The 26,405-nt window shown below is 60.9% G+C and carries 26 protein-coding genes; 16 read left to right on the top strand and 10 right to left on the bottom strand.

Going from position 1 to position 26,405, the window contains the following annotated elements; all coding sequences use genetic code 11:
• Positions 1–65: 65 nt before the first annotated feature.
• The 3 genes from ACM6IK_RS21830 to ACM6IK_RS21820 all read right to left on the bottom strand — a co-directional run bounded on the left by ACM6IK_RS21830 (position 66) and on the right by ACM6IK_RS21820 (position 3,023).
• On the bottom strand, positions 66–707 hold the full coding sequence (locus tag ACM6IK_RS21830; RefSeq protein ID WP_414875959.1) for an oxidoreductase: 642 nt from the start codon (positions 705–707) through the stop codon (positions 66–68).
• Positions 708–734: 27 nt separating this feature from the next.
• The gene (locus ACM6IK_RS21825) at positions 735–2,453 is read right to left on the bottom strand and encodes a C13 family peptidase (protein ID WP_414875958.1); all 1,719 of its coding nucleotides are present in this window, start codon (positions 2,451–2,453) and stop codon (positions 735–737) included.
• A 114-nt stretch (positions 2,454–2,567) separates the two neighbouring features.
• Positions 2,568–3,023, bottom strand: a complete 456-nt coding sequence (locus ACM6IK_RS21820) for a MaoC family dehydratase (RefSeq protein ID WP_108216330.1) — start codon at positions 3,021–3,023, stop codon at positions 2,568–2,570.
• A gap of 193 nt (positions 3,024–3,216) precedes the next feature.
• Between ACM6IK_RS21820 and ACM6IK_RS21815 the strand changes: the two genes are divergently transcribed.
• Genes ACM6IK_RS21815 through ACM6IK_RS21805 form a run of 3 tightly spaced genes read left to right on the top strand, consistent with a single transcriptional unit; the run spans position 3,217 to position 4,893 of the window.
• The gene (locus ACM6IK_RS21815) at positions 3,217–3,579 is read left to right on the top strand and encodes a CidA/LrgA family protein (RefSeq protein ID WP_223453604.1); all 363 of its coding nucleotides are present in this window, start codon (positions 3,217–3,219) and stop codon (positions 3,577–3,579) included.
• Positions 3,576–4,292: an LrgB family protein gene (locus ACM6IK_RS21810; protein ID WP_414875957.1), complete on the top strand. Its 717-nt coding sequence runs from the start codon at positions 3,576–3,578 to the stop codon at positions 4,290–4,292. Before ACM6IK_RS21815 ends, ACM6IK_RS21810 begins: the two co-directional genes overlap by 4 nt.
• A 10-nt stretch (positions 4,293–4,302) precedes the next feature.
• Entirely contained in the window at positions 4,303–4,893 is a 591-nt protein-coding gene (locus ACM6IK_RS21805; RefSeq protein ID WP_223460883.1) for an LON peptidase substrate-binding domain-containing protein, read from the top strand.
• Positions 4,894–4,905: 12 nt separating this feature from the next.
• On the opposite strand, the gene ACM6IK_RS21800 is transcribed toward ACM6IK_RS21805, so the two are convergent.
• Both ACM6IK_RS21800 and ACM6IK_RS21795 read right to left on the bottom strand, forming a co-directional pair.
• Positions 4,906–6,222 carry a bifunctional DedA family/phosphatase PAP2 family protein gene (locus tag ACM6IK_RS21800; protein WP_414875956.1) on the bottom strand — a complete coding sequence of 439 codons (1,317 nt, stop codon included), beginning with the start codon at positions 6,220–6,222 and terminating at the stop codon, positions 4,906–4,908.
• Between the two features lie 169 nt (positions 6,223–6,391).
• Positions 6,392–7,090, bottom strand: a complete 699-nt coding sequence (locus tag ACM6IK_RS21795) for a DNA-3-methyladenine glycosylase (protein WP_414875955.1) — start codon at positions 7,088–7,090, stop codon at positions 6,392–6,394.
• 189 nt (positions 7,091–7,279) lie between these two features.
• On the opposite strand from ACM6IK_RS21795, the gene ACM6IK_RS21790 reads away from it, so the two are divergent.
• The 13 genes from ACM6IK_RS21790 to ACM6IK_RS21730 all read left to right on the top strand — a co-directional run bounded on the left by ACM6IK_RS21790 (position 7,280) and on the right by ACM6IK_RS21730 (position 19,871).
• On the top strand, positions 7,280–8,551 hold the full coding sequence (locus ACM6IK_RS21790) for a glutamate-5-semialdehyde dehydrogenase (protein WP_414875954.1): 1,272 nt from the start codon (positions 7,280–7,282) through the stop codon (positions 8,549–8,551).
• Between the two features lies 1 nt (position 8,552).
• A complete protein-coding gene (gene nadD / locus ACM6IK_RS21785; RefSeq protein ID WP_414875953.1) occupies positions 8,553–9,242 on the top strand; it encodes a nicotinate-nucleotide adenylyltransferase in 690 nt (229 codons plus the stop codon).
• 73 nt (positions 9,243–9,315) lie between these two features.
• A complete protein-coding gene (gene rsfS / locus ACM6IK_RS21780) occupies positions 9,316–9,810 on the top strand; it encodes a ribosome silencing factor (RefSeq protein WP_008022922.1) in 495 nt (164 codons plus the stop codon).
• Positions 9,811–9,819: 9 nt separating this feature from the next.
• The gene (gene rlmH, locus ACM6IK_RS21775; RefSeq protein WP_003185785.1) at positions 9,820–10,287 is read left to right on the top strand and encodes a 23S rRNA (pseudouridine(1915)-N(3))-methyltransferase RlmH; all 468 of its coding nucleotides are present in this window, start codon (positions 9,820–9,822) and stop codon (positions 10,285–10,287) included.
• Positions 10,288–10,297: 10 nt separating this feature from the next.
• The gene (gene mrdA / locus ACM6IK_RS21770) at positions 10,298–12,193 is read left to right on the top strand and encodes a penicillin-binding protein 2 (protein WP_414875952.1); all 1,896 of its coding nucleotides are present in this window, start codon (positions 10,298–10,300) and stop codon (positions 12,191–12,193) included.
• 31 nt (positions 12,194–12,224) lie between these two features.
• Entirely contained in the window at positions 12,225–13,328 is a 1,104-nt protein-coding gene (gene rodA, locus ACM6IK_RS21765; RefSeq protein ID WP_414876079.1) for a rod shape-determining protein RodA, read from the top strand.
• 17 nt (positions 13,329–13,345) lie between these two features.
• On the top strand, positions 13,346–14,356 hold the full coding sequence (gene mltB, locus ACM6IK_RS21760) for a lytic murein transglycosylase B (RefSeq protein WP_414875951.1): 1,011 nt from the start codon (positions 13,346–13,348) through the stop codon (positions 14,354–14,356).
• Positions 14,356–15,363, top strand: a complete 1,008-nt coding sequence (locus tag ACM6IK_RS21755; RefSeq protein WP_414875950.1) for a septal ring lytic transglycosylase RlpA family protein — start codon at positions 14,356–14,358, stop codon at positions 15,361–15,363. Before mltB ends, ACM6IK_RS21755 begins: the two co-directional genes overlap by 1 nt.
• A 197-nt stretch (positions 15,364–15,560) precedes the next feature.
• Positions 15,561–16,718 (top strand): D-alanyl-D-alanine carboxypeptidase family protein, encoded by a 1,158-nt coding sequence (locus tag ACM6IK_RS21750; RefSeq protein WP_414875949.1) that lies wholly within the window; start codon positions 15,561–15,563, stop codon positions 16,716–16,718.
• Between the two features lie 81 nt (positions 16,719–16,799).
• Positions 16,800–17,075, top strand: coding sequence for a DUF493 domain-containing protein (locus tag ACM6IK_RS21745; RefSeq protein WP_007990615.1), 276 nt, complete (start codon positions 16,800–16,802; stop codon positions 17,073–17,075).
• Positions 17,075–17,722 carry a lipoyl(octanoyl) transferase LipB gene (lipB, locus tag ACM6IK_RS21740; RefSeq protein ID WP_414875948.1) on the top strand — a complete coding sequence of 216 codons (648 nt, stop codon included), beginning with the start codon at positions 17,075–17,077 and terminating at the stop codon, positions 17,720–17,722. Before ACM6IK_RS21745 ends, lipB begins: the two co-directional genes overlap by 1 nt.
• 25 nt (positions 17,723–17,747) lie before the next feature.
• A complete protein-coding gene (gene lipA, locus ACM6IK_RS21735) occupies positions 17,748–18,746 on the top strand; it encodes a lipoyl synthase (RefSeq protein WP_162276382.1) in 999 nt (332 codons plus the stop codon).
• 174 nt (positions 18,747–18,920) lie between these two features.
• Entirely contained in the window at positions 18,921–19,871 is a 951-nt protein-coding gene (locus ACM6IK_RS21730) for a S66 peptidase family protein (RefSeq protein WP_414875947.1), read from the top strand.
• A gap of 103 nt (positions 19,872–19,974) precedes the next feature.
• On the opposite strand, the gene ACM6IK_RS21725 is transcribed toward ACM6IK_RS21730, so the two are convergent.
• From ACM6IK_RS21725 to leuS, 5 genes are all read right to left on the bottom strand, one after another.
• Positions 19,975–21,297: a lytic murein transglycosylase gene (locus ACM6IK_RS21725; protein WP_414875946.1), complete on the bottom strand. Its 1,323-nt coding sequence runs from the start codon at positions 21,295–21,297 to the stop codon at positions 19,975–19,977.
• 61 nt (positions 21,298–21,358) lie between these two features.
• Positions 21,359–21,523 carry an alternative ribosome rescue factor ArfA gene (gene arfA, locus ACM6IK_RS21720; RefSeq protein WP_007990624.1) on the bottom strand — a complete coding sequence of 55 codons (165 nt, stop codon included), beginning with the start codon at positions 21,521–21,523 and terminating at the stop codon, positions 21,359–21,361.
• A 257-nt stretch (positions 21,524–21,780) separates the two neighbouring features.
• A complete protein-coding gene (gene holA, locus ACM6IK_RS21715) occupies positions 21,781–22,818 on the bottom strand; it encodes a DNA polymerase III subunit delta (protein WP_414875945.1) in 1,038 nt (345 codons plus the stop codon).
• A 39-nt stretch (positions 22,819–22,857) separates the two neighbouring features.
• A complete protein-coding gene (gene lptE, locus ACM6IK_RS21710; protein ID WP_414875944.1) occupies positions 22,858–23,463 on the bottom strand; it encodes an LPS assembly lipoprotein LptE in 606 nt (201 codons plus the stop codon).
• 87 nt (positions 23,464–23,550) lie between these two features.
• Complete coding sequence (leuS, locus tag ACM6IK_RS21705; protein WP_414875943.1) at positions 23,551–26,157, bottom strand: leucine--tRNA ligase; 2,607 nt, start codon at positions 26,155–26,157, stop codon at positions 23,551–23,553.
• Between the last annotated feature and the right edge of the window lie 248 nt (positions 26,158–26,405).

Below are 26,405 nucleotides of genomic sequence, written 5' to 3'. Positions count from 1 at the left end.
CCTGAGAAGCAGGGGGCTGCTACGCAGCCCAACGGGGGCAAGCCCCCTCGCCACAGGTCCGCCTGCTACTTGCCGAGTTTACGCAACTCATCCGACTCGACAATCCTGATCCCGTCCTGCTCTTCCAGCGCCAGGCGCCACATTGCCCGGGCCAGTTGGCAGGCCTCGATACCATGGTATTTGCCAGGGATGAGCCGTGACAACGGGCCGGCGACTTTCTCGCCCAGTCGCGGTTCGGTGCGTTCGCCCAGCAACAGCGAAGGACGGCAAATAGTCAGCTGCGGCCAGTTCTGCGCGCGCAGTGCGTACTCCATCTCGCCTTTGACCCGGTTGTAGAAAATCGAGGATCTGCGATCGGCTCCCAGTGCACTGATCACGATCAAATGCCGTGCGCCCATCTCCCGTGCGCGTTTGGCAAAGGCCACGACCATGTCCAGGTCCACCGCGCGGAACGCCTCTTCCGAGCCCGCCTGTTTGATGGTGGTGCCCAGGCAGCAGTAGGCGATGTCGACACGACCGTTCAACTGCGGCAGAAGCTCCACCGGGTCGCCGACCGGGTTTTCAAGGTGGGGGTGCTTGGCCAGGGGCCGGCGTGAGGGGGCCAAAACCCGGGCAATCGTTGGCTCGTTAAGCAGGCGATCAAGCAGGTGTTCACCCGTCAAACCGGTGGCTCCGGCAAGCAGCACGTGCTGGGGCGTCAAGTACATAGTGTTTCTCCCTTGATACTGTTCAGCTTAGTTGCTGTTTGCATCCTTGCTTTCGATAGACGCACTTTGCAGGGCTTTTCGAGCCTGCTGTTTGCGCAGTAGTTGCCAATGCGAGAGGACGGTTTTCGGTGCCCAGATCTGTGGTTCGGAGGCTTCGAAACCGTCCGCCAGTTCACGTTCGGCGACAGTCGCCTTGGCCAGTTTGAAGGCTTGTTCCAGATCATCGGTCTGGTTCAGGGCCTGGGCGAACAGGGCATCGCCGAAGTAAGTGAAGTTGGCTTCCTCCGAGCAACCGAAGGAGACCCGGTCGGCCCGCGAGGCTGTCATGATCAGGGTCCGTTCATCCTTGAGGGCGGGGAGGAATCCGCCGGAGTAGCAGGCCGAAATCACGATGATCTTGTCGCGGTTTTTCAACGGGGCGAGAACAGCAGCCATTTCGTCGGCTGGCAGGTCGGCCAACTCCATGCGTGGCTGGTCAAGCACCAGCTCGTGTTCGCTGGTGCCATGGCTGGTCAGGTAGATGAAAATCAAGTCTTCCGGGCCGCTGCGTTCGGCCAGCGTCAGGGCGGCACGGCGCAGGTTTTCCCGAGTCGCCATCGGGCGGTCGGCGAGGTGATCGCGATGGTTCACCAGGCGGATCTGGCCGAAAGCGCCGAAACGGCTGGTGAGCATATTGGCGACGTAGTCGGATTCGCGCAGAAACACGCTTTGCTTGCCATCACCGCCCAGGGTCAACGAATACAGTTCTACCGCCGGGGTCGAGGGCGGAATGTTGGCCAGCGCTGCGTCGAGCAAGCGCCCCTGGGCCAGCAGGCCGAGTTCCAGAGGGTCGGGCAATAATTTGCCCTCGGCGTCGCGCACGCGCTGGCCGTTGATCCAGGTGCCGCTGAGCACGGTGCCGTCGGTCAGCACCAATGTGCCGCGCCCCTGATAACTGTCGTTGTCGAACTGACCGGTGTAAAAACTGCCGTCAGACAGGTTCAGTCGGCCCTGGCCGGAAAAGCGCCAGTCATTGAACTGGCCAATGTAGTGGCTGCCGTCAGTGCCGATCAACTCGCCCTTGCCGTTCAGCGAGCCTTCCTTGAACTGGCCCAGCCAGACATCGCCGTCGGCGTTTTCGTAGCGGCCTTTACCGTGCAGTTGATTGTTCTTGAAGCCGCCGACATAGATGTCGCCATCGGCACTGTTGAACGTGCCGTTGCCTTCCAGTTGGCCGTCGACGAAGTGCCCGGTGAACTGATTGCCATTGCCGTCACTGCGCTGGCCTTCGCCATTGGGTTTGCCGTGGGCGAACTGGCCCTGATAGGCACTGCCGTCTTCGAGTTCGAGGCGACCCAGACCGGCGTATTGATCGGCCTTGAACTCTCCGCGATAGCTCATGCCGTTTTCTTTGAGGGTGCCTTCGCCGTTGCGTCGGCCGGCCTTGAAGCCGCCGCTGTAACTGCTGGCGTTGGTGGTCAGCGCCCCCTGGCCGTCGAACAGTCCCTGATTGAACTGCCCGCGATAGACCTCGCCATTGCTGCCATGCCATTCGCCCTGGCCCTGCCACTGGCCTTTGTCGAATTCGCCGGCGTACCAGCTGCCGTTCGGGTAGTCGATGCGTCCCTTGCCTTGCAGCAAGCCATTGACCAGGTCACCGCGATAGCGTCCGCCGTCCGGCAGGCGGGCGTCGGGGGCCAAAAGCGATTCGCCGTCGCCGCAAGCGGTGAGCATCAGGGTCAAGGCAAGGAGTGCAAGTGGGCGCATAGCGGATTCCGGGCAATTAGGCGAGGGAGTATGCCGCAGCTATGTGTCCTTATATAGGGTGAGGTACCGCGAGAAGGCGCGAAACAGCATGAGCTGCTTCGCATCCGGGAAGGTTTATACGAAGCACAGGGACAGGGGTTCGGCGATGTACGCCGGCTTGTCCGAACCTTCGATTTCCAGGGTGGTGGTGGCCTTGAGCAGCCATTGGCCGGGTTTCTTCTCGATGACTTCGGTCAGGTCGACCTTCAGGCGCACTTTCGAATTGACCTTGACCGGCTGAATGAAGCGCACGCTGTCGAGGCCGTAGTTGACCACCATCTTCAAGCCTTCGGGCATGACGAGGATGTCTTCCATCAGTTTCGGGATCAGCGACAGCGACAGAAAGCCGTGAGCGATGGTGCTGCCAAATGGCGTTTGCGCGGCCTTGACCGGGTCGACGTGGATGAACTGAAAATCCCCTGTGGCCTCGGCGAACAGGTTGATGCGCTCCTGATCGATAGTGAGCCATTCGGAACGTCCAAGTTCCTTGCCGACATAATCTTTGAGCTCTGCAACTGGAACATAGGGCATTGAGACTCTCCTTGGGTTCATCGGTTTTATAGATTTGGCTTGCGAGGATTTAACTTCCCGGCTTACCACTTTAGATCAACATGGCCAAACGCTGCGGTCAACCGACCATGCTTTTGGCGAATGCCGATCTATAGCGCGGGCATGCTTATAATGCCCGGCCAATGCGGGTGACGGATTTTGCGGGGGATCAACAATGTTGCTACGAGGGCTGACGTGGCTGGTGCTGTTCCAATTGCTCGGCACGGCGATCAATCATTTGTTTTTGCCCGTGCTGCCGGGGCCGATTGTGGGGTTGCTGCTGTTGCTGGTGTACCTCATCTGTCGCGGACAGGTCGGCGAGCCACTGAACCTGGCGGCCAGCAGCCTGTTGCGCTACCTGCCGCTGTTGCTGGTGCCTCCGGCGGTGGGCGTGATGGTCTATGCCGCTGACATCGCGGCGGACTTCTGGGCCATTGTCGGTGCGCTGGTGTTGTCGCTGCTGCTTTCGATGGCCTTCGCCGGGGTGCTGATGCAGCGCATGGTCAAGCGTCACGCTCACTCCGAGGACAGCCAATGATTTTCGACTGGCACGGCGCCTGGGCGTCAGTGATTCACCATCCATTGTTCGGCATAGGCATTACCCTTGGCGCCTATCAACTCGTCCTGGCGGCATTCGAGAAAACCCGTTGGATCTTTTTGCAACCGGTGCTGGTCTCCATGTTACTGGTGATCGGCGTGCTGGTGGGCTGCGGTCTGACCTACGCCGAGTACCGCAAGAGCACCGAGATCCTGAGCATCCTGCTCGGCCCGGCCACTGTCGCATTGGCGGTGCCGCTTTACCTCAACCTGCGACGGATTCGGCAGTTGTTCTGGCCGATATTTACTACGCTGGTGATAGGTGGTGTCGTGGCTACGGGCATGGGCGTGTTGCTGGGTTGGTGGTTCGGTGCCGAACACATGATCCTGATGACCATGGCGCCGAAGTCGGTAACCTCGCCGATTGCCATGTTGGTGGCTGAGCAGATCGGTGGTGTCGCGGCGCTGGCAGCGGTGTTCGTCTTGATTACGGGTGTGATCGGGGCGATTTTCGGCCCGGCCTTGTTGACCCGGCTCGGTGTGCGCAGCCCGGAAGCCAGGGGTATGGCGCTGGGCATGACGGCCCACGCTGTCGGCACGGCGGTGGCGATGCAGGAAAGTGAAGAGTGTGGCGCCTTCGCGGCGCTGGCGATGAGTCTGATGGGTGTGGCCACGGCGGTTCTCCTGCCGCTGGCGGTGTCGATGGTGGTGTAAGGAAATGTCTATGAGTCTGCCGCTTTTTCCGTTGAACACAGTGCTGTTTCCAGGCTGCATCCTCGACCTGCAGATTTTCGAAGCGCGCTACCTGGACATGATCGGCCGTTGCATGAAACAGGGCGGTGGTTTTGGCGTGGTGTGTATCCTCGAGGGTGAAGAGGTCGGGATCGCCCCGGCCGGATACGCTCTGGTGGGTTGCGAAGCGCTGATCACCGATTTCAATCAACAGGACAACGGCCTGTTGGGGATTCGGGTCCGAGGCGGACGGCGTTTCCATGTATTACGATCGGAAATCCAGCGCGATCAGTTGACCGTCGCCGAGGTCGAGTGGCTGGAAGACGAACCGGAGCAGCCGCTTCAGGACGAGGACGCCGACCTGGTGGCATTGCTCAAGGCCCTGGCGGAGCATCCGATGGTTGAAGCCTTGAACATGGGCACTGAAGCGACCGGGCAACAGTCACTGGCCAATCAATTGGCGTACCTGTTGCCCTTCGCTGAACTGGACAAGATCGACCTGCTGCAACTCGATGATCCGCAGCAACGACTGGATGCGATTCAGGCGTTGCTGGATGAGTTGCAGGGCGAGTTGTTTGCCTGACGGGCGCTTTTGCTAATACGCATACCGCAGCATCGTATGCGGCAAATGCTGCAATACGAAGAAGCCGAACAAAGTCAGCAACGCCGGCAATACCAGCCACCAGGCCTTGGGTGGCAAGGCGTTCAACGGTTCCTTGCGCTGGACCAGCCACAGGCTCGCTGCGCAAACGCACGCTGCCAGCATCGCACCGGCCAGTACATCGGTCGGCCAATGTGCGCCGAGGTACACCCGTGACAGCGCAATAGCCATCGCTGGCAGGCAGCCCACTAATAGCCAGGTCAGGCGCATCCGAGGCGGTTGTCCACGGCCGGCCAGAACGGCGAGGGTCAGGAACAGCGCAAAAGAGCCCGACGCATGGCCACTGGGCATGCTGTAACTGGTCAGCGGGTCGCTCAGCACTTCGGGGCGCACGCGGGCAAAGAACTGTTTGGTCGCGGTGTTCGACAATGCCGTGCAGAGCAGGGTGGTTGCGGCGAAGGTCGCCGGGCGCCATTGACGCATCAGCAGCAGCAACCCGGTCAGCAGTGCGCTGAGCAGCAGCATGTTGCGGAATTCGCCGATCAGCGTGAAGACCACCGCGACCTCATCGAGCATCGGGCTGCGATGTTCCTGCACCAGGGTCATCAACCCTTGATCGAGGGCGTTCAGGTACGGATAGCCGATGAACAGCCCTGCCAGAATGAGAAAGCTCATGCCGGCGATTAACCCTGTAGCCCTGCGATGCTGGCGCAAGCTACTGGTGGCGCTCAACCCCACCATGACCGCAATGCTGCCGGCAACGATTCCGGCCTGAGCCCAGAAACCTTCAGGCAATGGCAAGCGAATCGCCGCGCCGGTGGCCCAGCCAGGCAGCAAATAAGCCACCGACCACCCCGCGCCAGCCAGCAGACTGACGGCGATGAAGCGTGGGAAGGGCATGTCGCACATGCCGGCGACCATGGGCAGCATCGGCCGCAATGGCCCGATAAAACGCCCGACCAGCAGGCTGGCGATGCCATAGCGCTGGAAATAGGTCTCGGCTCCGGCAATCCATTCCGGGTGATGGCGCAAACCGGGCAGACGCCGGATATTTTGATGGAAGTGTCGTCCAAGGAAATACGAAGTCACGTCGCCCAGAACACCGGCGAAGAAACCCAACAGCAAGGTTTCACTCAGCGGCAATGCACCGCTCCCGGCCAATACCGCAACGGTGAACAGCAAGACCGTTCCGGGGACGATCAGCCCGGCAATCGCCAGGCATTCCACAAAAGCCACCAGAAATATTGCCGCCGCCAGCCATTGCGGGTTGACCGTCAACCAACCGGTCACGCTATCGAGCCATTGGCCCATATAAACCACTCCATCAAATATTCAATTGCTTCCAGGAGATAAGTGCAACGTTGAATACGCCATCGACCCCTGTAGGAGCGGGCTTGCCCGCGAAGGGACCCTTCCAGTTGATATTGACGTTGCCTGACACGCCGCCTTCGCGGGCAAGCCAGCTCCTAGAGGTTGTCAGTCAGGTCAGTACAAAATAATCGCGATCCTCGACCTGCCCCCGTCTTAGCGGGTTGCGCGTGCAATAAGCCGCGTAGGCAGCGTCGACGAAGCGGTACATCAGGTGCTCATCGCGCCCGTGGGGGATGCCCAGGCGTGTAGTCTGGATGATATGGGCGGGCGTCTGGCCGACGTGCTCCACCAGCAGCACTTCATGGTCAAAGCGTTTGGCGTCCCACACCGGCACTTTCAGGCCCAGTGCCTTGCAGAGCAGGGTTTGCCCGGCGCAGAGTTTTTGTGACGGGCGAGGGTGGCCCTGGGCGTCGGGATTGTTCAATAGCATCTGTGCCAGGCTGGCGGGCCCGCTCAATTCATCGACCCACGGGTAGGCGGACTTGATCAGCACGGCGTTACCGGGCCCTTGGGCGCTGAAATTAAGGGAATCACCGCCCCGGGCGTAATACATATAGATGTGGCCGCCATCCAGAAACAAAGCCTTACGCTTTTCTGTGTAGCCGAGGGACGCGTGGCTGCCTTTTTCCGCGCAGTAATAGGCTTCGGTCTCGATGATCCGGGCGCTGAGCCACAGGTCGCCGATCCGATGGCGTATGACTTTGCCCAGTAAATCCCGAGCCAGAGTTTGCGCGTCGCGGTCGAAAAACGCGTCCGGAAGACCCTTGGGCGGGCTCGCAGCGGATGCTCGAACAGTCAGGTTGGACATGATGAACGACGTTTATCAGGGCTGATTGAGTCGTGATGATAACAATTTGCAGCTTAATTCCGGCTGAACATCAGCAAATTGCCCTCCATTTCGACCATCCGCCCGTCACCGCTGTTAGTCCCGGGACGCGACAGCTATAATCTGCCGCTTTACTCTTTACCAAGACCTTATCAAAGACCACGCCAGACCATGACTGAGTCCATTCTCGACTACATGACCCGCCTGGGTTGCGCTGCCCGCGAAGCTTCCCGCGTGATCGGCCGCGCCAGCACCGCGCAGAAAAACCGCGCCCTGCAGGCCGCCGCCAATGCGCTGGATGCTGCCCGCGCCGAGCTGACGGCGGCCAATGAGCTGGATTTGGCCGCCGGTCGCGCCAATGGTCTGGAGCCGGCCCTGCTTGAGCGTCTGGCTCTGACCCCGGAGCGTATCGACGGCATGATCGTCGGCCTGCGGCAGGTGGCAGCCCTGCCGGACCCGGTTGGCGCGATCCGTGACATGAGCTTCCGCCCGTCCGGTATTCAGGTTGGCAAGATGCGCGTGCCATTGGGCGTGATTGGAATCATCTACGAGTCGCGGCCGAACGTGACCATCGATGCCGCGAGTCTGTGCCTGAAGTCCGGTAACGCGACCATCCTGCGTGGCGGTTCCGAGGCGATTCATTCCAATCGTGCCATCGCCGCCTGCATCCAGCGTGGCCTGGCCGAGGCCGGTCTGCCGGCCGCCGTGGTGCAAGTGGTCGAAACCACCGATCGCGCAGCCGTCGGCGCGCTGATCACCATGCCTGAATACGTCGATGTCATCGTGCCGCGCGGCGGTCGTGGCCTGATCGAACGTGTCAGCCGTGACGCCCGCGTACCGGTGATCAAGCACCTGGACGGCATTTGCCACGTTTACGTGAGTGAACACGCCGACCTGGCCAAGGCCCAGCGCATTGCGTTCAACGCCAAGACTTACCGTTACGGCATCTGCGGTGCCATGGAAACGCTGCTGGTGGATCAAACCGTCGCCAGGGATTTCCTGCCGGCGATGGCGGCGCAGTTCCGCGAAAAAGGCGTCGAACTGCGCGGTTGTGAACGTACCCGGGCAATCATCGATGCCGTGGTCGCCACTGAAGAAGACTGGAGCACCGAGTACCTGGCGCCGATTCTGTCGATCCGTGTAGTCGACGCAATGGACCAGGCTATCGAGCACATCAACCACTACGGTTCCCATCACACCGATTCGATTGTCAGCGAACACCAGGGCGACACCCGGCGTTTCGTGGCTGAAGTCGACTCCTCGTCGGTGATGATCAATACCCCGACGTGCTTCGCCGATGGCTTCGAATACGGATTGGGTGCCGAGATCGGCATTTCTACTGATAAGCTGCACGCCCGCGGCCCGGTGGGCCTCGAAGGACTGACCTGCGAGAAGTACATCGTGGTCGGCGACGGGCAGTTGCGCGGACAGGAGCCGGCCTGACTTGGGCGACTTAGACCCGTCAGTCCCGGTCACCGCCAGCGAGCCAGCCCCTCGCCGCATTGGCGTGCTGGGCGGAACGTTCGACCCGGTGCACATCGGCCATTTGCGCGGTGCGCTGGAAGTCGCCGAAACACTGGCGCTCGATGAACTGCGACTGACACCCAGTGCCAGGCCGCCCCATCGGGATACGCCGCAGGTGTCAGCCAAAGACCGACTGGCGATGGTCGAGTGTGCGGTGGCCGGTGTGGCGCCGTTGGTGGTGGACGCCCGCGAATTGCGGCGGGACAAACCGTCCTACACCATTGATACCCTGGAGCTGATGCGCGCCGAACTGGCCGCAGATGACCAGGTTTTTCTGCTTTTGGGCTGGGACGCTTTTTGCGGCCTGCCCACTTGGCACCGCTGGGAAGAGTTGCTCCAGCATTGCCATATCCTGGTGTTGCAACGCCCGGATGCCGACAGCGAACCGCCGGATGCCTTGCGCAACCTGCTGGCAGCGCGCTCGGTGAGCGACCCGCTGGCCCTCAAGGGGCCGAGCGGACAGATTGCATTCGTCTGGCAGACACCGCTCGCGGTATCCGCCACCCAGATCCGTCAACTGCTGGCCAGCGGTAAGTCGGTACGTTTCCTGGTGCCCGACGCGGTCCTGGCCTACATCGATGCGCACGGACTCTACCGTGCGTCGAACTGAATAGGAGTGCCTCAAGGCACGTAGCAACAACGTGTATTGAAGCACCCGAACATACGAGCAAAACGAGTTTTATATGACGAACAACGACGTAAACAAAGTTAAGCGCAAAGGCACGTTCAAGAGTGCCCCGCTGCCGGAAAAGGTACTCGCTGCCGAGCCGCCTAAAGGCGACGAACTGGTCAAGATCGCCGTAGCCGCCCTGGAAGACGTCAAGGCCCAGGACGTGCTGGTCATCGATGTTCGCGACAAACAGAGCATCACCGACTACATGATCATCGCCACCGGTACGTCCAACCGCCAGATCGGCGCGATGCTGGACAAGGTCCGCGAGGCCGTCAAAGCCCTGGGCATCAAGCCGCTGGGTGAAGAAGGCAAGGGCGACAGCGACTGGGTTCTGCTGGACATGGATGACGTGATCGTCCACATGATGACTTCCAATGCACGCCAGTTCTACGACCTGGAGCGCCTGTGGAAAGGTGCCGAGCAGAGCCGTGCAGCCGATGGCAAGCACCACAGCCCTGAAGTTGGTCACGAGCACTTCAACAAGCTCAACAAAGACCAGGAATAAGGGACTGCTGTGCGACTGCGACTGATCGCCGTCGGTTCACGCATGCCCAAATGGGTGGAAGAAGGCTGGCATGAATATGCCAAGCGTCTTCCGTCCGAGCTGGCGCTGGAACTGGTGGAAATACCGCTCAATACCCGCGGCAAGAACGCTGACGTGGCCCGTTTCATCCGTCAGGAAGGCGAAGCCATGCTGGCCAAGGTCGGGCCGAACGAGCGGATTGTCACTCTCGAAGTCCACGGCAAGCCCTGGAGCACCGAGCAACTGGCGGTCGAGCTCGACCGCTGGCGGCTGGACTCGCGTACGGTCAACTTCATGGTCGGCGGCCCCGAAGGGCTGGCGCCGGAAGTCTGTGCGCGGGCTGACCAGCGCTGGTCGTTGTCGCCGCTGACCTTGCCGCACCCGCTGGTGCGGATCCTGATCGGCGAACAGTTGTACCGTGCCTGGACCGTGCTGTCCGGTCACCCTTACCACAAGTAGCTCTGCCCTCATGTCCCAGCCGATCCGCATCAAGGACCACGAAAAAGACGCCCGTCTGGTGCGTGGCCGCGTCGTGTTTGGGGCCATTGCAGTGGTGGTGCTGATTGGCGTGCTGATCGCGCGCCTGTATTTCCTGCAGGTGATCCAGTACGAGTACCACTCGACCCTGTCGGAAAACAACCGCGTCCATGTGCAGCCGATTCCGCCGCCCCGTGGCTTGATTTTCGACCGCAATGGCGTAGTGATTGCCGATAACCGGCCGAGTTTCAGCCTGAGCATGACCCGCGAGCGTTCCGGCGACTGGCAGCAGGTGCTCGACGTGATCGTCGAAGTGCTGGAACTGACGCCCGAGGACCGGGTGATCTTCGAGAAGCGCATGCGTCAGGGTCGCCGGCCGTTCGAACCGGTGCCTATCCTGTTTGAACTGACCGAAGAGCAGATTGCGCGCATCGCCGTGAACCAGTTCCGCCTGCCGGGTGTGGAAGTGGTCGCGCAATTGGTTCGTCACTACCCGCAGGGCGCGCACTTTGCGCACTCGGTGGGCTACATGGGGCGGATCAACGAGAAAGAGCTGAAGATCCTGGATCCGGTGAGTTACAGCGGCACCCATCAAATTGGCAAAACCGGCATCGAGCGTTTCTACGAGCCTGAATTGCATGGCCAGGTGGGTTACGAGGAAGTCGAGACCAACGCCCGGGGCCGCGTACTGCGCGTGCTCAAGCGTACCGATCCGATTCCCGGCAAGGACATCGTCCTGAGCCTGGACATCAAATTGCAGGAAGCCGCCGAAGCTGCGCTCGGTGGTCGTCGTGGTGCGGTGGTAGCGCTGGACCCGAAAACCGGTGAAGTGCTGGCGATGGTCAGTCAGCCGAGTTTCGACCCGAACCTGTTCGTCACCGGCATCAGCTCCAGGGCCTATTCCGAGCTGCGCGATTCCATCGACCGGCCGTTGTTCAACCGCGTGCTGCGTGGCCTGTATCCGCCGGGCTCGACCATCAAGCCGGCGGTGGCGATTGCCGGCCTGGATTCCGGTGTGGTGACCGCTTCGACCCGAGTGTTCGACCCCGGTTACTACATGCTGCCCAACTACGATCACAAGTACCGCAACTGGAACCGGACTGGCGACGGCTTCGTCGATCTCGATACCGCGATCATGCGCTCCAACGACACCTACTTCTATGACCTGGCCCACAAGCTGGGCATCGATAGGCTGTCGTCGTACTTGAGCAAGTTCGGTATCGGTCAGAAGGTCTCTCTGGACATGTTCGAAGAGTCGCCGGGGTTGATGCCGACCCGCGAATGGAAGCGTGCGACCCGCCGTCAGGCTTGGTTCCCGGGTGAAACGCTGATTCTGGGGATCGGTCAGGGCTACATGCAATCGACCCCGTTGCAACTGGCCCAGGCCACTGCACTGGTGGCCAACAAAGGCATCTGGAATCGTCCGCACTTGGCCAGGACCATCGAAGGCCAGAAGCCGGTGGACCCTAACCCGATGCCGGACATCATCCTGCGCGACCCGTCGGACTGGGCCAAGGTCAACCACGGCATGCAACAGGTTATGCATGGTGCCCGGGGTACGGCGCGCAAGGCCTCGATCGGCGCGCAATACCGAATCGCCGGCAAGTCGGGTACGGCCCAGGTGGTCGCGATCAAGCAGGGTGAAAAGTACGACCGCTCCAAGGTCCAGGAGCGTCACCGTGACCACGCCTTGTTCGTCGGCTTCGCGCCGGCCGACGACCCGAAAATCGTGGTGTCGGTGATGGTCGAGAACGGCGAGTCCGGCTCCGGCGTCGCCGCGCCAGTGGTGCGTCAAGTCATGGATGCCTGGCTCCTGGACCAGGACGGTCGGTTGAAGCCCGAATACGCCAGCCCTATCAGTGCAGAGGCTACCGCCCGTGATGAATAACTTCGATCGCATGCTCTCCAGCGAGGATGTGATGCGTCGCCGTGCGACGCTGCTGCAACGTCTGCACATCGACGGCCCATTGTTGATCTTGCTGCTGACCCTCGCCGCCGGCAGCTTGTTCGTGCTGTATTCGGCCAGTGGCAAAAGCTGGGATCTGCTGGGCAAGCAAGCCACTTCGTTCGGCATCGGCCTGGTGTCGATGATCGTCATCGCCCAGTTCGAGCCGCGCTTCATGGCGCGCTGGGTGCCGCTGGGCTACGTGGTCGGGGTAATGCTGTTGCTGGTGGTGGACATCATGGGCCACAACGCCATGGGCGCCACCCGCTGGATCAACATTCCCGGGGTGATCCGCTTCCAGCCCTCGGAATTCATGAAAATCCTGATGCCGGCGACGATCGCCTGGTACTTGTCCAAACGCACCTTGCCGCCCCAGCTCAAGCATGTGGGCGTCAGCCTGATGCTGATCGGCGTGCCGTTCATTCTGATCGTGCGTCAACCGGACCTCGGCACTTCGCTGCTGATCCTGGCCGGCGGCGCTTTCGTGCTGTTCATGGGTGGCTTGCGCTGGCGCTGGATCCTCAGCGTACTGGCCGCCGCCGTGCCCTTGGCGGTTGCCATGTGGTTCTTCATCATGCACGACTACCAGAAGCAGCGGATTCTGACGTTCCTCGACCCGGAGAGCGATCCGCTCGGTACAGGCTGGAACATCATCCAGTCCAAGGCCGCCATCGGCTCCGGCGGAGTGTTCGGCAAGGGCTGGTTGCTGGGCACCCAGTCGCACCTGGACTTCCTGCCGGAAAGCCACACCGACTTCATCATTGCAGTAATGGGTGAAGAATTCGGCCTGGTGGGGATCTGCGCGCTGCTGCTGATCTACCTGCTGTTGATCGGCCGCGGACTGGTGATTACCGCCCAGGCGCAGACATTGTTCGGCAAGTTGCTCGCGGGCAGCCTGACCATGACGTTTTTTGTTTATGTTTTCGTCAACATCGGTATGGTCAGTGGCCTGTTGCCGGTGGTGGGGGTGCCGTTGCCGTTCATTAGCTACGGAGGAACTTCGCTGGTGACGCTGCTGTCAGCGTTTGGGGTTTTGATGTCGATCCATACCCATCGCAAGTGGATCGCACAGGTTTGAATAAGGTGAAACTTTCAATGCAAGTAATGCGTGGCTGGGCGACTCGGTATGCGCCATGGGTCGGCCTGGTAAGCATCCTTGGCACCATGCAGGAAGCGTTGGCCGGCGACTACGAAGGCTCACCCCAGGTGGCCGAATTCGTCGGTGAAATGACCCGCGACTATGGTTTCGCCGGTGAACAATTGATGGGTGTGTTCCGTGAAGCCGAGCGCAAGCAGTCGATTCTGGACGCCATCTCGAAACCCGCCGAACGGGTCAAGCAGTGGAGCGAATATCGCCCGATGTTCATCACCGATGCGCGCGTAGCCCGGGGTGTGGATTTCTGGCGTCAGCACGAAGCGGTGTTGGCCCGTGCGGAGCAGGAATACGGCGTTCCGGCCCAGGTGATAGTCTCGATCATCGGCGTTGAAACCTTTTTCGGCCGTAATACCGGAAATTTCCGGGTGATCGATGCCTTGTCGACCCTGGGTTTCGACTATCCTCCCCGTGCCGAGTTTTTCCGCAAGGAGTTGCGTGAGTTCCTGCTGTTGGCCCGCGAAGAGCAGGTCGATCCGTTGACGCTCAAGGGCTCTTACGCCGGCGCAATGGGGTTGCCGCAATTCATGCCGAGCAGTTTCCGCGCCTATGCGGTGGATTTCGACGGTGATGGCCACATCAACATCTGGACCAACCCCGACGATGCCATTGGTAGCGTCGCCAGCTACTTCAAGCGTCATGGCTGGGGCGCCGGCGAACCGGTGGTCAGCCGTGCCGATGTCCGTGGCGATCAGGTCGACGAGGGTTTGACCGCAGGCATCGAACCGACGAAAACAGTCGGGGAGTTGCGAGCCCTGGGGTGGTCAAGTCATGATGCGCTGCGCGATGATATGCCGGTTACCGCTTTCCGCCTGGAAGGCGACAATGGCTCCGAGTACTGGATGGGCCTGAAGAATTTTTACGCGATCACGCGTTATAACCGCAGCGTGATGTACGCCATGGCCGTACATCAACTGTCTGAACAGCTGGTCCAAGCACGGGGCGTCAAGTAATGCGGGCATTGCCTATCAATAAACCCCTGAAGTTGATGGCATTCGCCGCGTTGGCTGTGTTGGTCGCCAGTTGTTCGACCAGCCGCGCGCCGGCCCAGAAGTCCACCGCCGCCGTGCGCTCGACGCCGGGGCTGGACATCAACCGCGCCCACAAGGATGGCGCGCCATGGTGGGATGTCGATGTTTCGCGCATCCCGGATGCCACGCCGACCCTGCACACCGGCCCGTACAAGGCTAACCCGTACACTGTGCTGGGCAAGACTTACTTTCCGCTGCAAGAGTCCAAGACCTACGTGCAGTCGGGCACGGCGTCCTGGTACGGCACCAAGTTCCACGGTCAGAACACCGCCAACGGCGAAGTGTATGACCTGTACGGCATGAGTGCCGCGCACAAGACATTGCCACTGCCGAGTTACGTTCGGGTAACCAACCTGGACAACAACAAGAGCGTGATTCTGCGGGTCAACGATCGCGGGCCATTCTATTCGGACCGGATCATCGACTTGTCCTACGCGGCGGCCAAAAAGCTCGGTTATGCCGAGACCGGCACCGCACGGGTCAAGGTCGAAGGCATCGACCCGCAGCAATGGTGGGCTGCCAAAGGCCGTCCGGCACCATTAATGCTCAATGAACCGAAAGTCGCGCAGAATAGCGCCCCGGTGATCACGGCGTCGGCTGGCACCGTCGAGCAATGGACGCCGCCGCCGCAGCAACATGCCGCTGCGGTGGTACCTGTACAGCTTGATGCAAAAAAAAACGCTTCTGCATCAGCCTCTGGCCAGTATCTGCAGGTGGGCGCGTTCGCCAACCCGGACGCTGCAGAACTCCTGAGATCGAAGCTCAGCGGGATGGTGAGCGCTCCGGTGTTCATCAGTTCGATCGTGCGCAATCAGCAGACCCTGCATCGGGTTCGCCTGGGCCCGATCGGCTCGCCGGGTGAAATCCAGCAGGTGCAGAACAGTGTGCGCCTGGCCAACCTCGGTTCGCCAAGTGTTGTGACCGAGTAAGCCACGCAGAAATACGTAGAACTTGATTGGCGGTTCGTCTGCGGTATTGGGGGGCGAACCAGGTTGTTGACTCGTCGAAGAACAAAAGCCCGGCAAGGGTGACTGGAGTGAGCAACTGAACACGCGATGACTCGTTAGAAAGTCATCTGATTAAATTTTGCCTTCGGGCAGTTTCCATTAGCGATTTCGAGAGACGGATGAACATCACCACCTTTGCCAAACGCCTGTTCCTGTTAGTCCCGCTGCTCCTCTCACCTGCCGCGTTCGCGGTCGAGATGATGCCGTCGCCACCGCAACTGGCTGCCAAGGCCTACGTGCTCATGGATGCCAGCAGTGGCAACGTGCTGGTCGAGAACAATGGTGACCAGCGTCTGCCGCCGGCCAGCTTGACCAAGCTGATGACCGCGTACATCGCGACCCTGGAAATCCGTCGTGGCCAGATCGGCGAAAACGATCCGGTGACCGTCAGCGAGAACGCCTGGCGCACCGGCGGTTCGCGGATGTTCATCAAAGTGGGCTCGCAAGTCACCGTCAGCGACCTGCTGCACGGCATCATCATCCAGTCGGGCAACGACGCCAGCGTCGCGCTCTCCGAGCACATCGCCGGCAGCGAAGACGCTTTCGCCGACCTGATGAACAAGACCGTCGCCGACCTGGGCATGACCAACACCCACTTCATGAACCCGACCGGCCTGCCGAACCCTGAGCACTATTCGTCGGCTCACGACATGGCTGTGCTGGCCCGCGCGATCATCCACGAAGACCCGGCTCACTACGCGATCTACTCGCAGAAAGAGTTCTTCTGGAACGGCATCAAGCAACCGAACCGTAACCTGCTGCTGTGGCGCGACAAGACCGTCGACGGCCTGAAAACCGGTCACACCGACGAAGCCGGCTACTGCATGGTGTCTTCGGCCGTACGTGATGGCATGCGCCTGATCGCCGTGGTGTTCGGCACCAACAGCGAAGTGGCTCGTGCCGCAGAAACCCAGAAGCTGCTGACCTACGGTTTCCGCTTCTTCGAAACCCAGACCTTCTATCAGAAGGGCGCCGAACTGGCCCAGGCGCCGGTCTGGAAGGGTTCCACGAACCAGGTCAAGGCTGGCCTGGCTGAAGACCTGACCATGACCCTGCCCAAAGGCCAGCTGAAAAAGCTCGCTGCCAGCATGACCATGAGCCCGCAACTGGTCGCGCCAATCGCCAAGGGCGACGTGATCGGTAAAGTCGAAGTGAAACTGGACGACAAGGTGGTGCACAGCGCTGATCTGATCGCTCTGGACGCTGTCGAGGAAGGTGGTATCTTCCGCCGCATGTGGGATAGCATCCGTCTATTCTTCTACGGCTTGTTCAACTGAATTTAGTGTGCACCTGCATGGCTCCGCGCTGATCTGGCGCGCAGCCATGCCCGTCGCCACGGCTTACGAGGCCGTTACGCCATGACCGATACCGAAGTAAAGGCGCCAAAGATCGAATTCCCGGTCACTGACTATCCCGTTAAGGTAATCAGCGATACCGGTGTGGGCAACAAGGACAAGATCATCAAGATCGTCGAGAAACACGCCAAGATCAACGACGAGCGTGTTGACGAGCGCCAGAGCAGCAACGGCAAATACACTACCATCCAGTTGCACATCGTCGCGACCGACCAGGACCAGCTGTACAACATCAACAGCGAACTGCGGGCCACCGGTTTCGTGCACATGGTGTTGTGATGTCTGGCACGCTGGGCTTTCGCGAGCTCGGCCAGATGGCTTACGAGCCGGTCTGGCATGCCATGCAACGCTTCACCAACGAACGCGGCAGCGATGCCGCCGACGAGATCTGGCTGGTAGAGCATCCACCGGTGTTCACCCAGGGCCAGGCGGGCAAGGCCGAACATTTGCTGCTTCCCGGTGATATTCCGGTGGTGCAGGTCGACCGTGGTGGTCAGGTGACTTACCACGGGCCTGGCCAGTTGGTGGCTTATCTGCTGCTGGACGTGCGCAAGCTCGGGTTTGGTGTGCGCGATCTGGTCAGCCGGATGGAGCAGTGCCTGATCGAGCTGCTGGCCAGTTACGGCGTCACCGCCGTGGCCAAACCCGATGCACCGGGTGTCTACGTCGACGGGGCGAAAATCGCCTCGCTGGGTCTGCGGATCCGCCATGGCTGCTCCTTTCATGGCCTGGCCCTGAACGTGGACATGAACCTGGAACCGTTTCGACGGATTAATCCCTGCGGCTACGCCGGGCTGGCGATGACCCAGCTGAGCGATCACGCAGGACCGATTGAATTTGCCGAGGTAAGTGCCCGGCTGCGCGCGCAGCTCGTCAAACACCTCGACTATGCTGAGCAGACGACCCTGACGGGCGGAATCGACTGATATGACTACTGATGCAGTGCAAACCATGATCCCGACGCTCGATGTCACCGAGCGCCCGGCCCCGCGTCCCAAGGTAGAAGCCGGCGTCAAGCTGCGCGGCGCCGAAAAGGTTGCACGCATCCCGGTGAAGATCATTCCGACTACGGAATTGCCGAAAAAGCCGGACTGGATTCGTGTCCGCATCCCGGTTTCACCGGAAGTCGACCGCATCAAGGCCCTGCTGCGCAAGCACAAGCTGCACAGCGTGTGCGAAGAGGCGTCCTGCCCGAACCTGGGCGAGTGCTTCTCCGGCGGCACCGCGACCTTCATGATCATGGGCGACATCTGCACTCGTCGTTGCCCGTTCTGCGACGTCGGCCACGGCCGTCCGAAGCCACTGGACGTCAACGAACCGGAAAGCCTGGCCATCGCCATCGCCGACCTGAAACTCAAGTACGTGGTGATCACCTCGGTGGACCGTGATGACCTGCGTGACGGCGGTGCCCAGCACTTTGCCGACTGCATCCGCGAAATCCGCAAGCTGTCGCCGAACGTCCAGCTCGAAACCCTGGTCCCGGACTACCGTGGCCGCATGGACATCGCGCTGGAAATCACCGCCGCCGAGCCACCGGATGTATTCAACCACAACCTGGAAACCGTGCCGCGCCTGTACAAGGCCGCACGTCCGGGCTCGGACTACCAGTGGTCGCTGACCCTGCTGCAACGTTTCAAGCAGATGATGCCGCACATTCCGACCAAGTCCGGTTTGATGCTGGGCCTGGGCGAGACCGACGAAGAAGTCATCGAAGTCATGAAGCGCATGCGCGAGCACGACATCGACATGCTGACCCTCGGCCAGTACCTGCAACCGTCCCGCAGCCACTTGCCGGTGCAGCGCTTCGTGCACCCGGACACCTTCGCCTGGTTCGCCGAGGAAGGCTACAAGATGGGCTTCAAGAACGTGGCGTCCGGTCCGTTGGTACGTTCTTCGTATCACGCTGACGAGCAAGCCAAGCTGGTCAAGGCCGAGCTTATGTCGTCCTGATCGACGCAATGAAATGAAAAGCGCCCGCACGGCACCCAGCCTCGCGGGCGTTTTTTTGCCTGGCCGATGGCAATGGCTGTTTTTTCCTGCAACCTGCGGGGCAACGGTTCCTCTTCTGTTTGTCCCCGTTCCTGACTACTGTGTGCTGAAGATTTCACGCAGGGAGATTCACGGATGACCGCTCGACCGACCCATACCCTTTGCCCCCATGCTCCCGTCCCGGCACTGCCGTCGGAAGGCATGATCGGCGTCATCGCACCTGCCGGTCCCGCGCCGCTGGACACCGACAAGGCGGTGCAATGGATGCGCGCCCGGGGTTATTCACTGAAAGTGTTTCCCGGGGTCTACGAAAAAAACGGCTACCTGGCCGGTAGCGACGAGGTGCGACTCGGCGATCTGCATGCAGCGTTCGCCGATAGGGAGGTGGATGCCATCATCTGCCTGCGTGGAGGTTACGGCGCGCCCCGGCTGCTCGACCGCATCGATTTTGATTTGCTGCGTGACAATGCCAAGCCGTTCGTCGGCTACAGCGACATCACTGCGCTGCATTTGGCGATCAGTCGTTATGCCGGCTTCGTGACCTTTCATGGTCCGATGCTCAATGCCGACCTGCTGGGTGGCAAGCAAATACCTACGGAGTCTTCCTTCTTCAACATGCTGCGTGGGCAGGTGAGGGCGGGAACAGTGCTGGCTCATCCGATAGCCTACCCGCTGACCACGATCGAGCCTGGCGTGGCTCATGGGCGCTTGCTCGGAGGCAATCTGGCCATGATCGCCGCGACCATGGGCACGCCTTACGAGATTGACGCCGAGGGCGTCATTCTGTTGATCGAGGACATCAACGAGCCGCTGTATCGCATCGACCGGTTGCTGACACACCTGCGGCTGGCTGGCACGTTGCACAAGCTGCGCGGCGTGTTGGTCGGGGATGTGGCGGGGGTTGAGGTGGCAGCGCTGGACAGGTTGCTCAAGCAGACCTTCGAGCCATTGAAGATTCCGGTGCTGTCCGGGTGGCGCAGTGGGCATTGCGACCCGAACCTGACGTTGCCCATGGGGGCGTTGGTCAGACTGGATGCGGGGAACAAGGAATTGGTGCTGGAGCAGGATGTGGTCGTCAGACGCTAGATTTTTATCGCCTGTTAGTCAGTCTTCGCGAGCAGGCTCGCTCCCACATCAGTTCTGTGAACGACACAAAACCAGTGTGGGAGCGAGCCTGCTCGCGAAGCTTTTAGCGGTTACGCAACCCTTCCAGCAATTTGTGCGTCGGGTACCCATCCGCCGGCCAGCCAAATGACTGTTGGGCGCTGCGGATCGCCTTGCGCGTGTTGGCGCCAATGATCCCGTCGGCGGTGCCAGCATCGTAGTTTTGTGTGCTCAGCAGGTTTTGCAGCTCGATCCGCTCGGTACGGCTCAGTGGCAGGTCATCCTTTGGCCACGTGCCGCTGATCAGTCCCGCGCCATTGAAGCGTTCGGACAACAGGCTCACCCCCAAGGCGTAGGACGACGAGTTGTTGTACTTGAGGATCGCCCGGAAGTTATCGAGCACCAGGAACGCCGGGCCACGGTAACCGGCCGGCAGCAGCAGGGCCGCGGACAATTGCTCGGAGCCGGCCGGGACCTGGCCACCATTGGGCAGGGTAATTCCCAGTTGCCGCCATTCGGCGACGCTCTTGCGAGTAGTGCCGTCGGCCAGCACGTAGTTGAACCCACCTGGCAACTGCACTTCGAAGCCCCACGGCTGGCCTTTCTGCCAGCCTGAGCTCTGCAGGTAATGCGCAGTCGAGGCCAGGGCATCGGCCGAGCTGCCCCAGATATCGCGGCGTCCGTCGCCATCGAAGTCCACGGCATGGGTGTTGTAGGTGGTCGGGATGAACTGGGTCTGGCCCATGGCACCGGCCCAGGATCCGAGCATCTTCTCGGGTTCGATATCGCCTTGTTGCAGGATTTGCAGGGCGGCAATCAATTGTGCGTGGGCGAAAGCGGGGCGACGGCCTTCGTAGGCCAGGGTCGCCAGTGAGTTGATCACCGACTTGCTGCCCTGGAACTGGCCAAAGTTGCTTTCCATGCCCCACACGGCCACCAGCGCTTGACGATCAACGCCGTAACGCTGCTCGATGCTTTGCAGGATGTCGGCGTACTGGTTGACCAGCGACTGGCCTTTGCGTACACGCAGCGGCGACAAGGCGCCGTCGAGGTATTCCCACACCGGTTTTGCGAATTCCGGTTGGCTGCGATCAGCACGAATCACACTGGGGTCGAAGCTGACATCGGCGAAAGCGCGATCAAACAGATCGGCGCGGATCCCGGCAGCCAAGGCATCCTTGCGGAAACCCGCCTGCCATTCGGCGAAGGTCTGGGTGGGTTGGATGTCGAGGTTTTCACCGTTCGCAACCACAGGCGGAACAACCGCCGGGGCGGTGGCGACAGGGAGGGTCTGAAGCGGCTGGGCGTCGGCGGCGGTGGGTTTTTCCGCGCAGGCGACTAGCAAAACGAGGCTGGAGGCAGCAATCAATTGGCGTAAGTGCCAACGACGGGAAAGACAAAAGGGCATGCACGGGTCCAGGGAATACGGATCAGGTACAGACCTTACCATGTCAAAGGGGTGTTCTGCTTTACGCAGCCAGAAAGTAAGAAGCCTCCCAGCTGTCAGACTGGAAGGCTTCGCGGCGGTAGCTGCCTTTGCCCTTGGCGGGGCGTTCCTGGCGGCTGCGGAACAATGGCTGGGCGATGATGGATTTGGCCTTGTTGGGGCCATGCTTCGATGGCTTTTTGCTCATGATGATGCCTCGCAAGTGAGTGGTTTTTGCGGGGCAAATCATCGGCCGAAGTTGAGGGGCTGTCTAGTCCTGTATTGCGTAGGATTTTTCACCCATCTTGGTCGGGAGGCGGTTGTTTGTGGCGAGGGGGCTTGCCCCCGTTGGGGCGCGAAGCGCACCCATAATCGGCGCACGCGGTCGTGCAGATAAACCATGTAGTTCGACTTTACGACGGCTTCGCCGCCGAACGGGGGCAAGCCCCCTCGCCACAGAAAGCCTTACTCGGCAGGTAACGTCAGGCGCTGCCCAGCCATCAACAACGTCAATCGGCTCAGACTCATCCACGGCGAACCGGCCGCCTGGCCCTTGATCTGGGCATCGATACGCTGTGCTTCGAGCAAAAGTTGCGCCCAGCGTTGTGCCGAGTAGCGTTGCAGGGCTTTGCTTATCAACGGTTTGCGCTTGTCCCAGACCGGAGGTTTGGCCTGGCTGAAGGCCTTGTCCAGCGGCGTACCCTGGCTGTATTGCAGCGAAATGTTGGCCAGCAGGCGCAACTCCCGGGCCAGGGCCCAGAGAATCACCGGCGGCTCGACGCCTTCACCACGCAAGCCTTCGAGCATGCGCAACGCATGGGCCGCTTCACCATTGAGCACCGCATCGGTCAGGCCAAAGACGTCGAAGCGCGCACTGTCGGCCACCGCCGCCTGCACGGTTTCAACGGTGATCTGACCCCCTTCGGCCATCAGCTTGAGCTTTTCGATTTCCTGGGCGGCGGCCAGCAAATTGCCCTCGACCCGCGCCGCGATCAGCTCAACGGCGTCCTGGCTGGCGGAAAGCCCGGCCTGGGACAAACGTTGGCGGATCCAGCTTGGCAACTGGGCGACATCGACTGGCCAGATCTGCACGAACTGGGTCTGTTGCCCTTCGACCAGCGCTTTGCCCCACTTGGTTTTCTGCGCACTGCCATCGAGTTTCGGCAGGCTGATCAGCAGTACGGTGTCGTCAGCCGGGCGCGAGCAGTACTCGATCAGCGCGGCGGCACCTTTGTCGCCGGGTTTGCCAGAGGGCAAGCGCAGTTCCAGCAGGCGCTTTTCGGCGAACAGCGACATGCTGGCACCGGCTTGCAGCAGCGTTCCCCAGTCGAAACTGGCGTCGGCGGCAAACACCTGGCGTTCATCGAATCCCTGCTGACGGGCGGCAGTGCGAACAGCGTCGGCCGCCTCCTGGCACAACAACGGGTCATCGCCGCTGATGATGTAGATCGGCGCAAGGGCGCCTTGCAGGTGTTTGGCGAGTTGGGCGGGGGCGAGCTTCATAAGAGAGGTCGAACGGGGCGCCTGAGCACCCCGTAAGTCTTACTGCTGCGGCAGTTCGACAGGCGACTGACGCGGGGTGTCCGCTTCAGCCTTCTTTGCCGCTTCCAGTGCTGCGGCATCAGCCTTGGCCTTGGCTTCGGCAGTCTGCTGCAACTGATCCAGTTGGCCAGGGCTCAGTTGTTGCAGGCGCAGCATCATGCGTTGAACCAGCTCGCGGCGGGCTTCTGTCCGGGCCGTTGCGGCTTCCTGGTCGGAGCCCACCAGGTTGTTGCCGTCGTGCATGTAGATTTTCTGCACTTCAAGCTTGTCGCTCATCAGTGGCAGGTCACCGCGACCAAGGATGTCGTAGTTCAACACGGTGGTCACCTGGTATTCGCCAGCACGACCGGCACCTGCGTAGCTGAGGATGCGTTGGCTTTCCTGCTCATTGGTCAGCACCAGTTTGTAAGGTGCGCCGTTATAGACCTTGACGCCGCTGCCTTCCAGTGTCTGACGCAACTGGGTCACGGTTGGGCCGTAAGCGTTGCGGGCACTCAGGTCGAGTTCCTTGATCGCCAGTTCGTCGGTGCCGGTGCCGCGCAGCTGGAAACCGCAGGCGCTCAACAGAACCGCGAGGCCCATCACCAGCAGATTGCGTTTGATCATCTTGTTGCTCCCCTTGAAACCATGTGGGCCGCTCAAGCGGCCCGAAAGGTTTTATTCGGCGCCAGGCTCACCTGGCGCCTGATCCAATTAGCTGGCGACGATATTGACCAGTTTCCCAGGCACTACGATCACTTTACGGATGGTCAGGCCGTCGACGAAGCGCAGGACGTTCTCGTTGGCGCGGGCTGCTGCTTCGATTTCTTCGCGGCTGGCACTGGCGGGCATTTCGATCTGGCCACGCAGCTTGCCGTTGACCTGGATGACGAGCGTCAGGCTGTCCTGCACCAGTGCGCTGTCGTCCTGCGCCGGCCAACCGGCGTCGATCACCGGATCAGCGTGACCCAATTGATTCCACAGTTCGTGGCTGATGTGCGGCGTGATCGGAGCCAGCAGCAGGGTCACGGTTTCCAGACCTTCGTGAATCAGTGCGCGATCCTGCTCGGTGACTTGCGCGGCTTTTTCCAGCACGTTCATCAGTGTCATCACCTGGGCGATGGCGGTGTTGAATTTGTGGTTCTGGCCGACGTCCTGGCTGGCCTGCTTGATGGCCAGGTGGATCGAACGACGAACGGCTTTCTGCTCGTCATTCAGGCTGGCGACGTCCAGTTTGCCCGGCAGGCCTTGAGCGACGTGGGCTTGAGCCAGACGCCAGACACGCTTGAGGAAGCGGTGCGAGCCTTCCACACCGGAGTCGGACCATTCCGCGCTCATGTCAGGCGGCGAGGCGAACATCATGAACAGGCGGCAAGTGTCTGCACCGAACTGGTCGATCATCGACTGTGGGTCGACGCCGTTGTTCTTCGACTTGGCCATCTTCTCGGTGCCGCCGATTTCCACCGGCAAGCCGTCAGCTTTCAACTTGGCGCTGATAACCTTGGCCTTGCTGTCACGCTCAAGCTCGACGTCCGCCGGGTTGAACCAGGTGTAAGCGCCATTGGCTTCGCGACGATAGTAAGTCTCGGCGATCACCATGCCCTGGGTCAGCAGGTTCTTGAATGGCTCGTTGGAGCTCACCAGGCCTTCGTCACGCATCAGTTTGTGGAAGAAGCGCGCGTAGAGCAGGTGCAGGATCGCGTGTTCGATACCGCCGATGTACTGATCCACCGGCAGCCAGTGGTCGGCTGCGGATTTTTCCACGAGGCCACCTTCAAAGTGCGGCGAGGCGTAGCGGGCGTAGTACCACGACGACTCGACGAAGGTGTCCATGGTGTCGGTTTCACGCTTGGCAGGCTGGCCACATTTAGGGCAGCTGCACTCGTAGAACTCAGGCATGCGCGCCAGTGGCGAACCGGCGCCGTCCGGCACCACGTCTTCCGGAAGTACGACGGGCAATTGATCTTCCGGTACCGGCACATCACCGCAGGTGTTGCAGTGGATGATCGGGATCGGGCAGCCCCAGTAGCGCTGACGGCTGATGCCCCAGTCGCGCAGGCGGAACTGGGTGCGCGAGGCGCCCAGTTCTTTCTTGATCAGCGCCACTTCGATGGCGTCGAAGGCGCCCGCGAAGTCGAGGCCGTCGAACTCGCCGGAATTGATCAGCGTGCCGTACTCGCCGTAGGCGTCTTGCCATGGCGTAGGGTTGCTGTCACCGGAACTGGTGCGCACGACCGATTTAACCGGCAGGTTGTACTTGTGGGCGAACTCGAAATCGCGCTCGTCGTGGGCCGGAACTGCCATCACCGCGCCATCGCCGTAGTGCATCAGCACATAGTTGGCGACCCATACCGGCAGTTTTTCGCCGGTCAGCGGGTGCTCGACGAACAGGCCGGTCGGCAGGCCTTTTTTCTCCTGGGTGGCGACGTCGGCTTCAGCCACGCTGCCGCCCTTGCATTCAGCGATGAACGCTTGCAGCTCAGGATTGTTCTGTGCGGCCAGGGTGGCGAGGTGGTGTTCGGCGGCCACGGCGACGTAGGTCGCGCCCATGAGGGTGTCCGGACGGGTGGTGAAGACTTTCAGCACGCCCGCTTCGCCGATGGAATCGACGTTGTACGGGAACTGCACTTCCATGCCGCGGGATTTGCCGATCCAGTTGCGCTGCATGGTCTTGACCTGTTCAGGCCAGCCCGGCAGGTCGTCGAGGCTCTCCAGCAGCTCATCCGCGTAGGCGGTGATCTTGAAGTAGTACATCGGGATTTCGCGCTTTTCGATCAGCGCGCCGGAGCGCCAGCCGCGACCGTCGATCACTTGCTCGTTGGCCAGGACGGTCTGGTCGATCGGGTCCCAGTTCACGGTGCCGCTTTTTTTGTAGATCACACCTTTTTCGAACAGGCGGGTGAACAGCCATTGTTCCCAGCGGTAGTAATCCGGCTTGCAGGTGGTCACTTCGCGCGACCAGTCCACCGCCAGGCCCAGGCTGCGCAGCTGGGTCTTCATGTAGGCGATGTTTTCGTAGGTCCACTTGGCGGGCGCTACGTTGTTCTTCATCGCGGCGTTTTCCGCCGGCATGCCGAAGGCGTCCCAACCCATGGGTTGCAGAACGTTCTTGCCTTGCATGCGCTGGTAGCGGGAGATCACGTCGCCGATGGTGTAGTTGCGCACGTGCCCCATGTGTAGCTTGCCGCTGGGGTAAGGGAACATCGACAGGCAGTAGTAAGTCTCCTTGCCTGGCTGTTCACTGACTTCAAAGGACTTTTGCTCGTCCCAGAACGACTGGGCGGCGGCTTCGATTTCACGGGGCTGATATTGTTCGTGCATGGCTACTTTTGAACTGAATAGGGGTGGCCTAATCCTCTTCAATGCAACGCTGGACGGTGAACACGCCACATTGGCGTTTTCGAGGCCCAGCCGAGCTGGAAGTGGAGTTACAGGAAGCGCCGTAGCATACATGACCGCGCTCTACCGAGGGAAACCCTGATTGCGGCCGCACATCCTGCAAAAACCGCTGCGAGGGCCGTTGGTCGCGGCGTTCAGCCGGTTTGTTCATGGAAGCTAAGCTCTAACTG

This window comes from Pseudomonas sp. IT-196MI5 (assembly GCF_949767415.1).
Taxonomy (GTDB): Bacteria; Pseudomonadota; Gammaproteobacteria; order Pseudomonadales; family Pseudomonadaceae; genus Aquipseudomonas.
The sequence above is the reverse complement of the archived record's forward strand: the minus strand, read 5'-3'. Positions and strand labels throughout refer to the sequence as shown.

Bases quoted from the DNA above. Each gene is read 5' to 3' on its own strand.
- ACM6IK_RS21795 (WP_414875955.1), bottom strand. From the start codon at position 7,090: ATGTCCAACCTGACTGTTCGAGCATCCGCTGCGAGCCCGCCCAAGGGT.
- lipB (WP_414875948.1), top strand. From the start codon at position 17,075: ATGTCTGGCACGCTGGGCTTTCGCGAGCTCGGCCAGATGGCTTACGAG.
- ACM6IK_RS21745 (WP_007990615.1), top strand. From the start codon at position 16,800: ATGACCGATACCGAAGTAAAGGCGCCAAAGATCGAATTCCCGGTCACT.
- ACM6IK_RS21815 (WP_223453604.1), top strand. From the start codon at position 3,217: ATGTTGCTACGAGGGCTGACGTGGCTGGTGCTGTTCCAATTGCTCGGC.
- ACM6IK_RS21805 (WP_223460883.1), top strand. From the start codon at position 4,303: ATGAGTCTGCCGCTTTTTCCGTTGAACACAGTGCTGTTTCCAGGCTGC.
- ACM6IK_RS21820 (WP_108216330.1), bottom strand. From the start codon at position 3,023: ATGCCCTATGTTCCAGTTGCAGAGCTCAAAGATTATGTCGGCAAGGAA.
- ACM6IK_RS21810 (WP_414875957.1), top strand. From the start codon at position 3,576: ATGATTTTCGACTGGCACGGCGCCTGGGCGTCAGTGATTCACCATCCA.
- lipA (WP_162276382.1), top strand. From the start codon at position 17,748: ATGATCCCGACGCTCGATGTCACCGAGCGCCCGGCCCCGCGTCCCAAG.
- lptE (WP_414875944.1), bottom strand. From the start codon at position 23,463: ATGATCAAACGCAATCTGCTGGTGATGGGCCTCGCGGTTCTGTTGAGC.
- rsfS (WP_008022922.1), top strand. From the start codon at position 9,316: ATGACGAACAACGACGTAAACAAAGTTAAGCGCAAAGGCACGTTCAAG.
- ACM6IK_RS21800 (WP_414875956.1), bottom strand. From the start codon at position 6,222: ATGGGCCAATGGCTCGATAGCGTGACCGGTTGGTTGACGGTCAACCCG.
- ACM6IK_RS21825 (WP_414875958.1), bottom strand. From the start codon at position 2,453: ATGCGCCCACTTGCACTCCTTGCCTTGACCCTGATGCTCACCGCTTGC.
- ACM6IK_RS21755 (WP_414875950.1), top strand. From the start codon at position 14,356: ATGCGGGCATTGCCTATCAATAAACCCCTGAAGTTGATGGCATTCGCC.
- holA (WP_414875945.1), bottom strand. From the start codon at position 22,818: ATGAAGCTCGCCCCCGCCCAACTCGCCAAACACCTGCAAGGCGCCCTT.
- arfA (WP_007990624.1), bottom strand. From the start codon at position 21,523: ATGAGCAAAAAGCCATCGAAGCATGGCCCCAACAAGGCCAAATCCATC.
- mltB (WP_414875951.1), top strand. From the start codon at position 13,346: ATGCAAGTAATGCGTGGCTGGGCGACTCGGTATGCGCCATGGGTCGGC.
- rodA (WP_414876079.1), top strand. From the start codon at position 12,225: ATGCGTCGCCGTGCGACGCTGCTGCAACGTCTGCACATCGACGGCCCA.
- ACM6IK_RS21730 (WP_414875947.1), top strand. From the start codon at position 18,921: ATGACCGCTCGACCGACCCATACCCTTTGCCCCCATGCTCCCGTCCCG.
- ACM6IK_RS21830 (WP_414875959.1), bottom strand. From the start codon at position 707: ATGTACTTGACGCCCCAGCACGTGCTGCTTGCCGGAGCCACCGGTTTG.
- mrdA (WP_414875952.1), top strand. From the start codon at position 10,298: ATGTCCCAGCCGATCCGCATCAAGGACCACGAAAAAGACGCCCGTCTG.
- ACM6IK_RS21725 (WP_414875946.1), bottom strand. From the start codon at position 21,297: ATGCCCTTTTGTCTTTCCCGTCGTTGGCACTTACGCCAATTGATTGCT.
- ACM6IK_RS21790 (WP_414875954.1), top strand. From the start codon at position 7,280: ATGACTGAGTCCATTCTCGACTACATGACCCGCCTGGGTTGCGCTGCC.
- leuS (WP_414875943.1), bottom strand. From the start codon at position 26,157: ATGCACGAACAATATCAGCCCCGTGAAATCGAAGCCGCCGCCCAGTCG.
- ACM6IK_RS21750 (WP_414875949.1), top strand. From the start codon at position 15,561: ATGAACATCACCACCTTTGCCAAACGCCTGTTCCTGTTAGTCCCGCTG.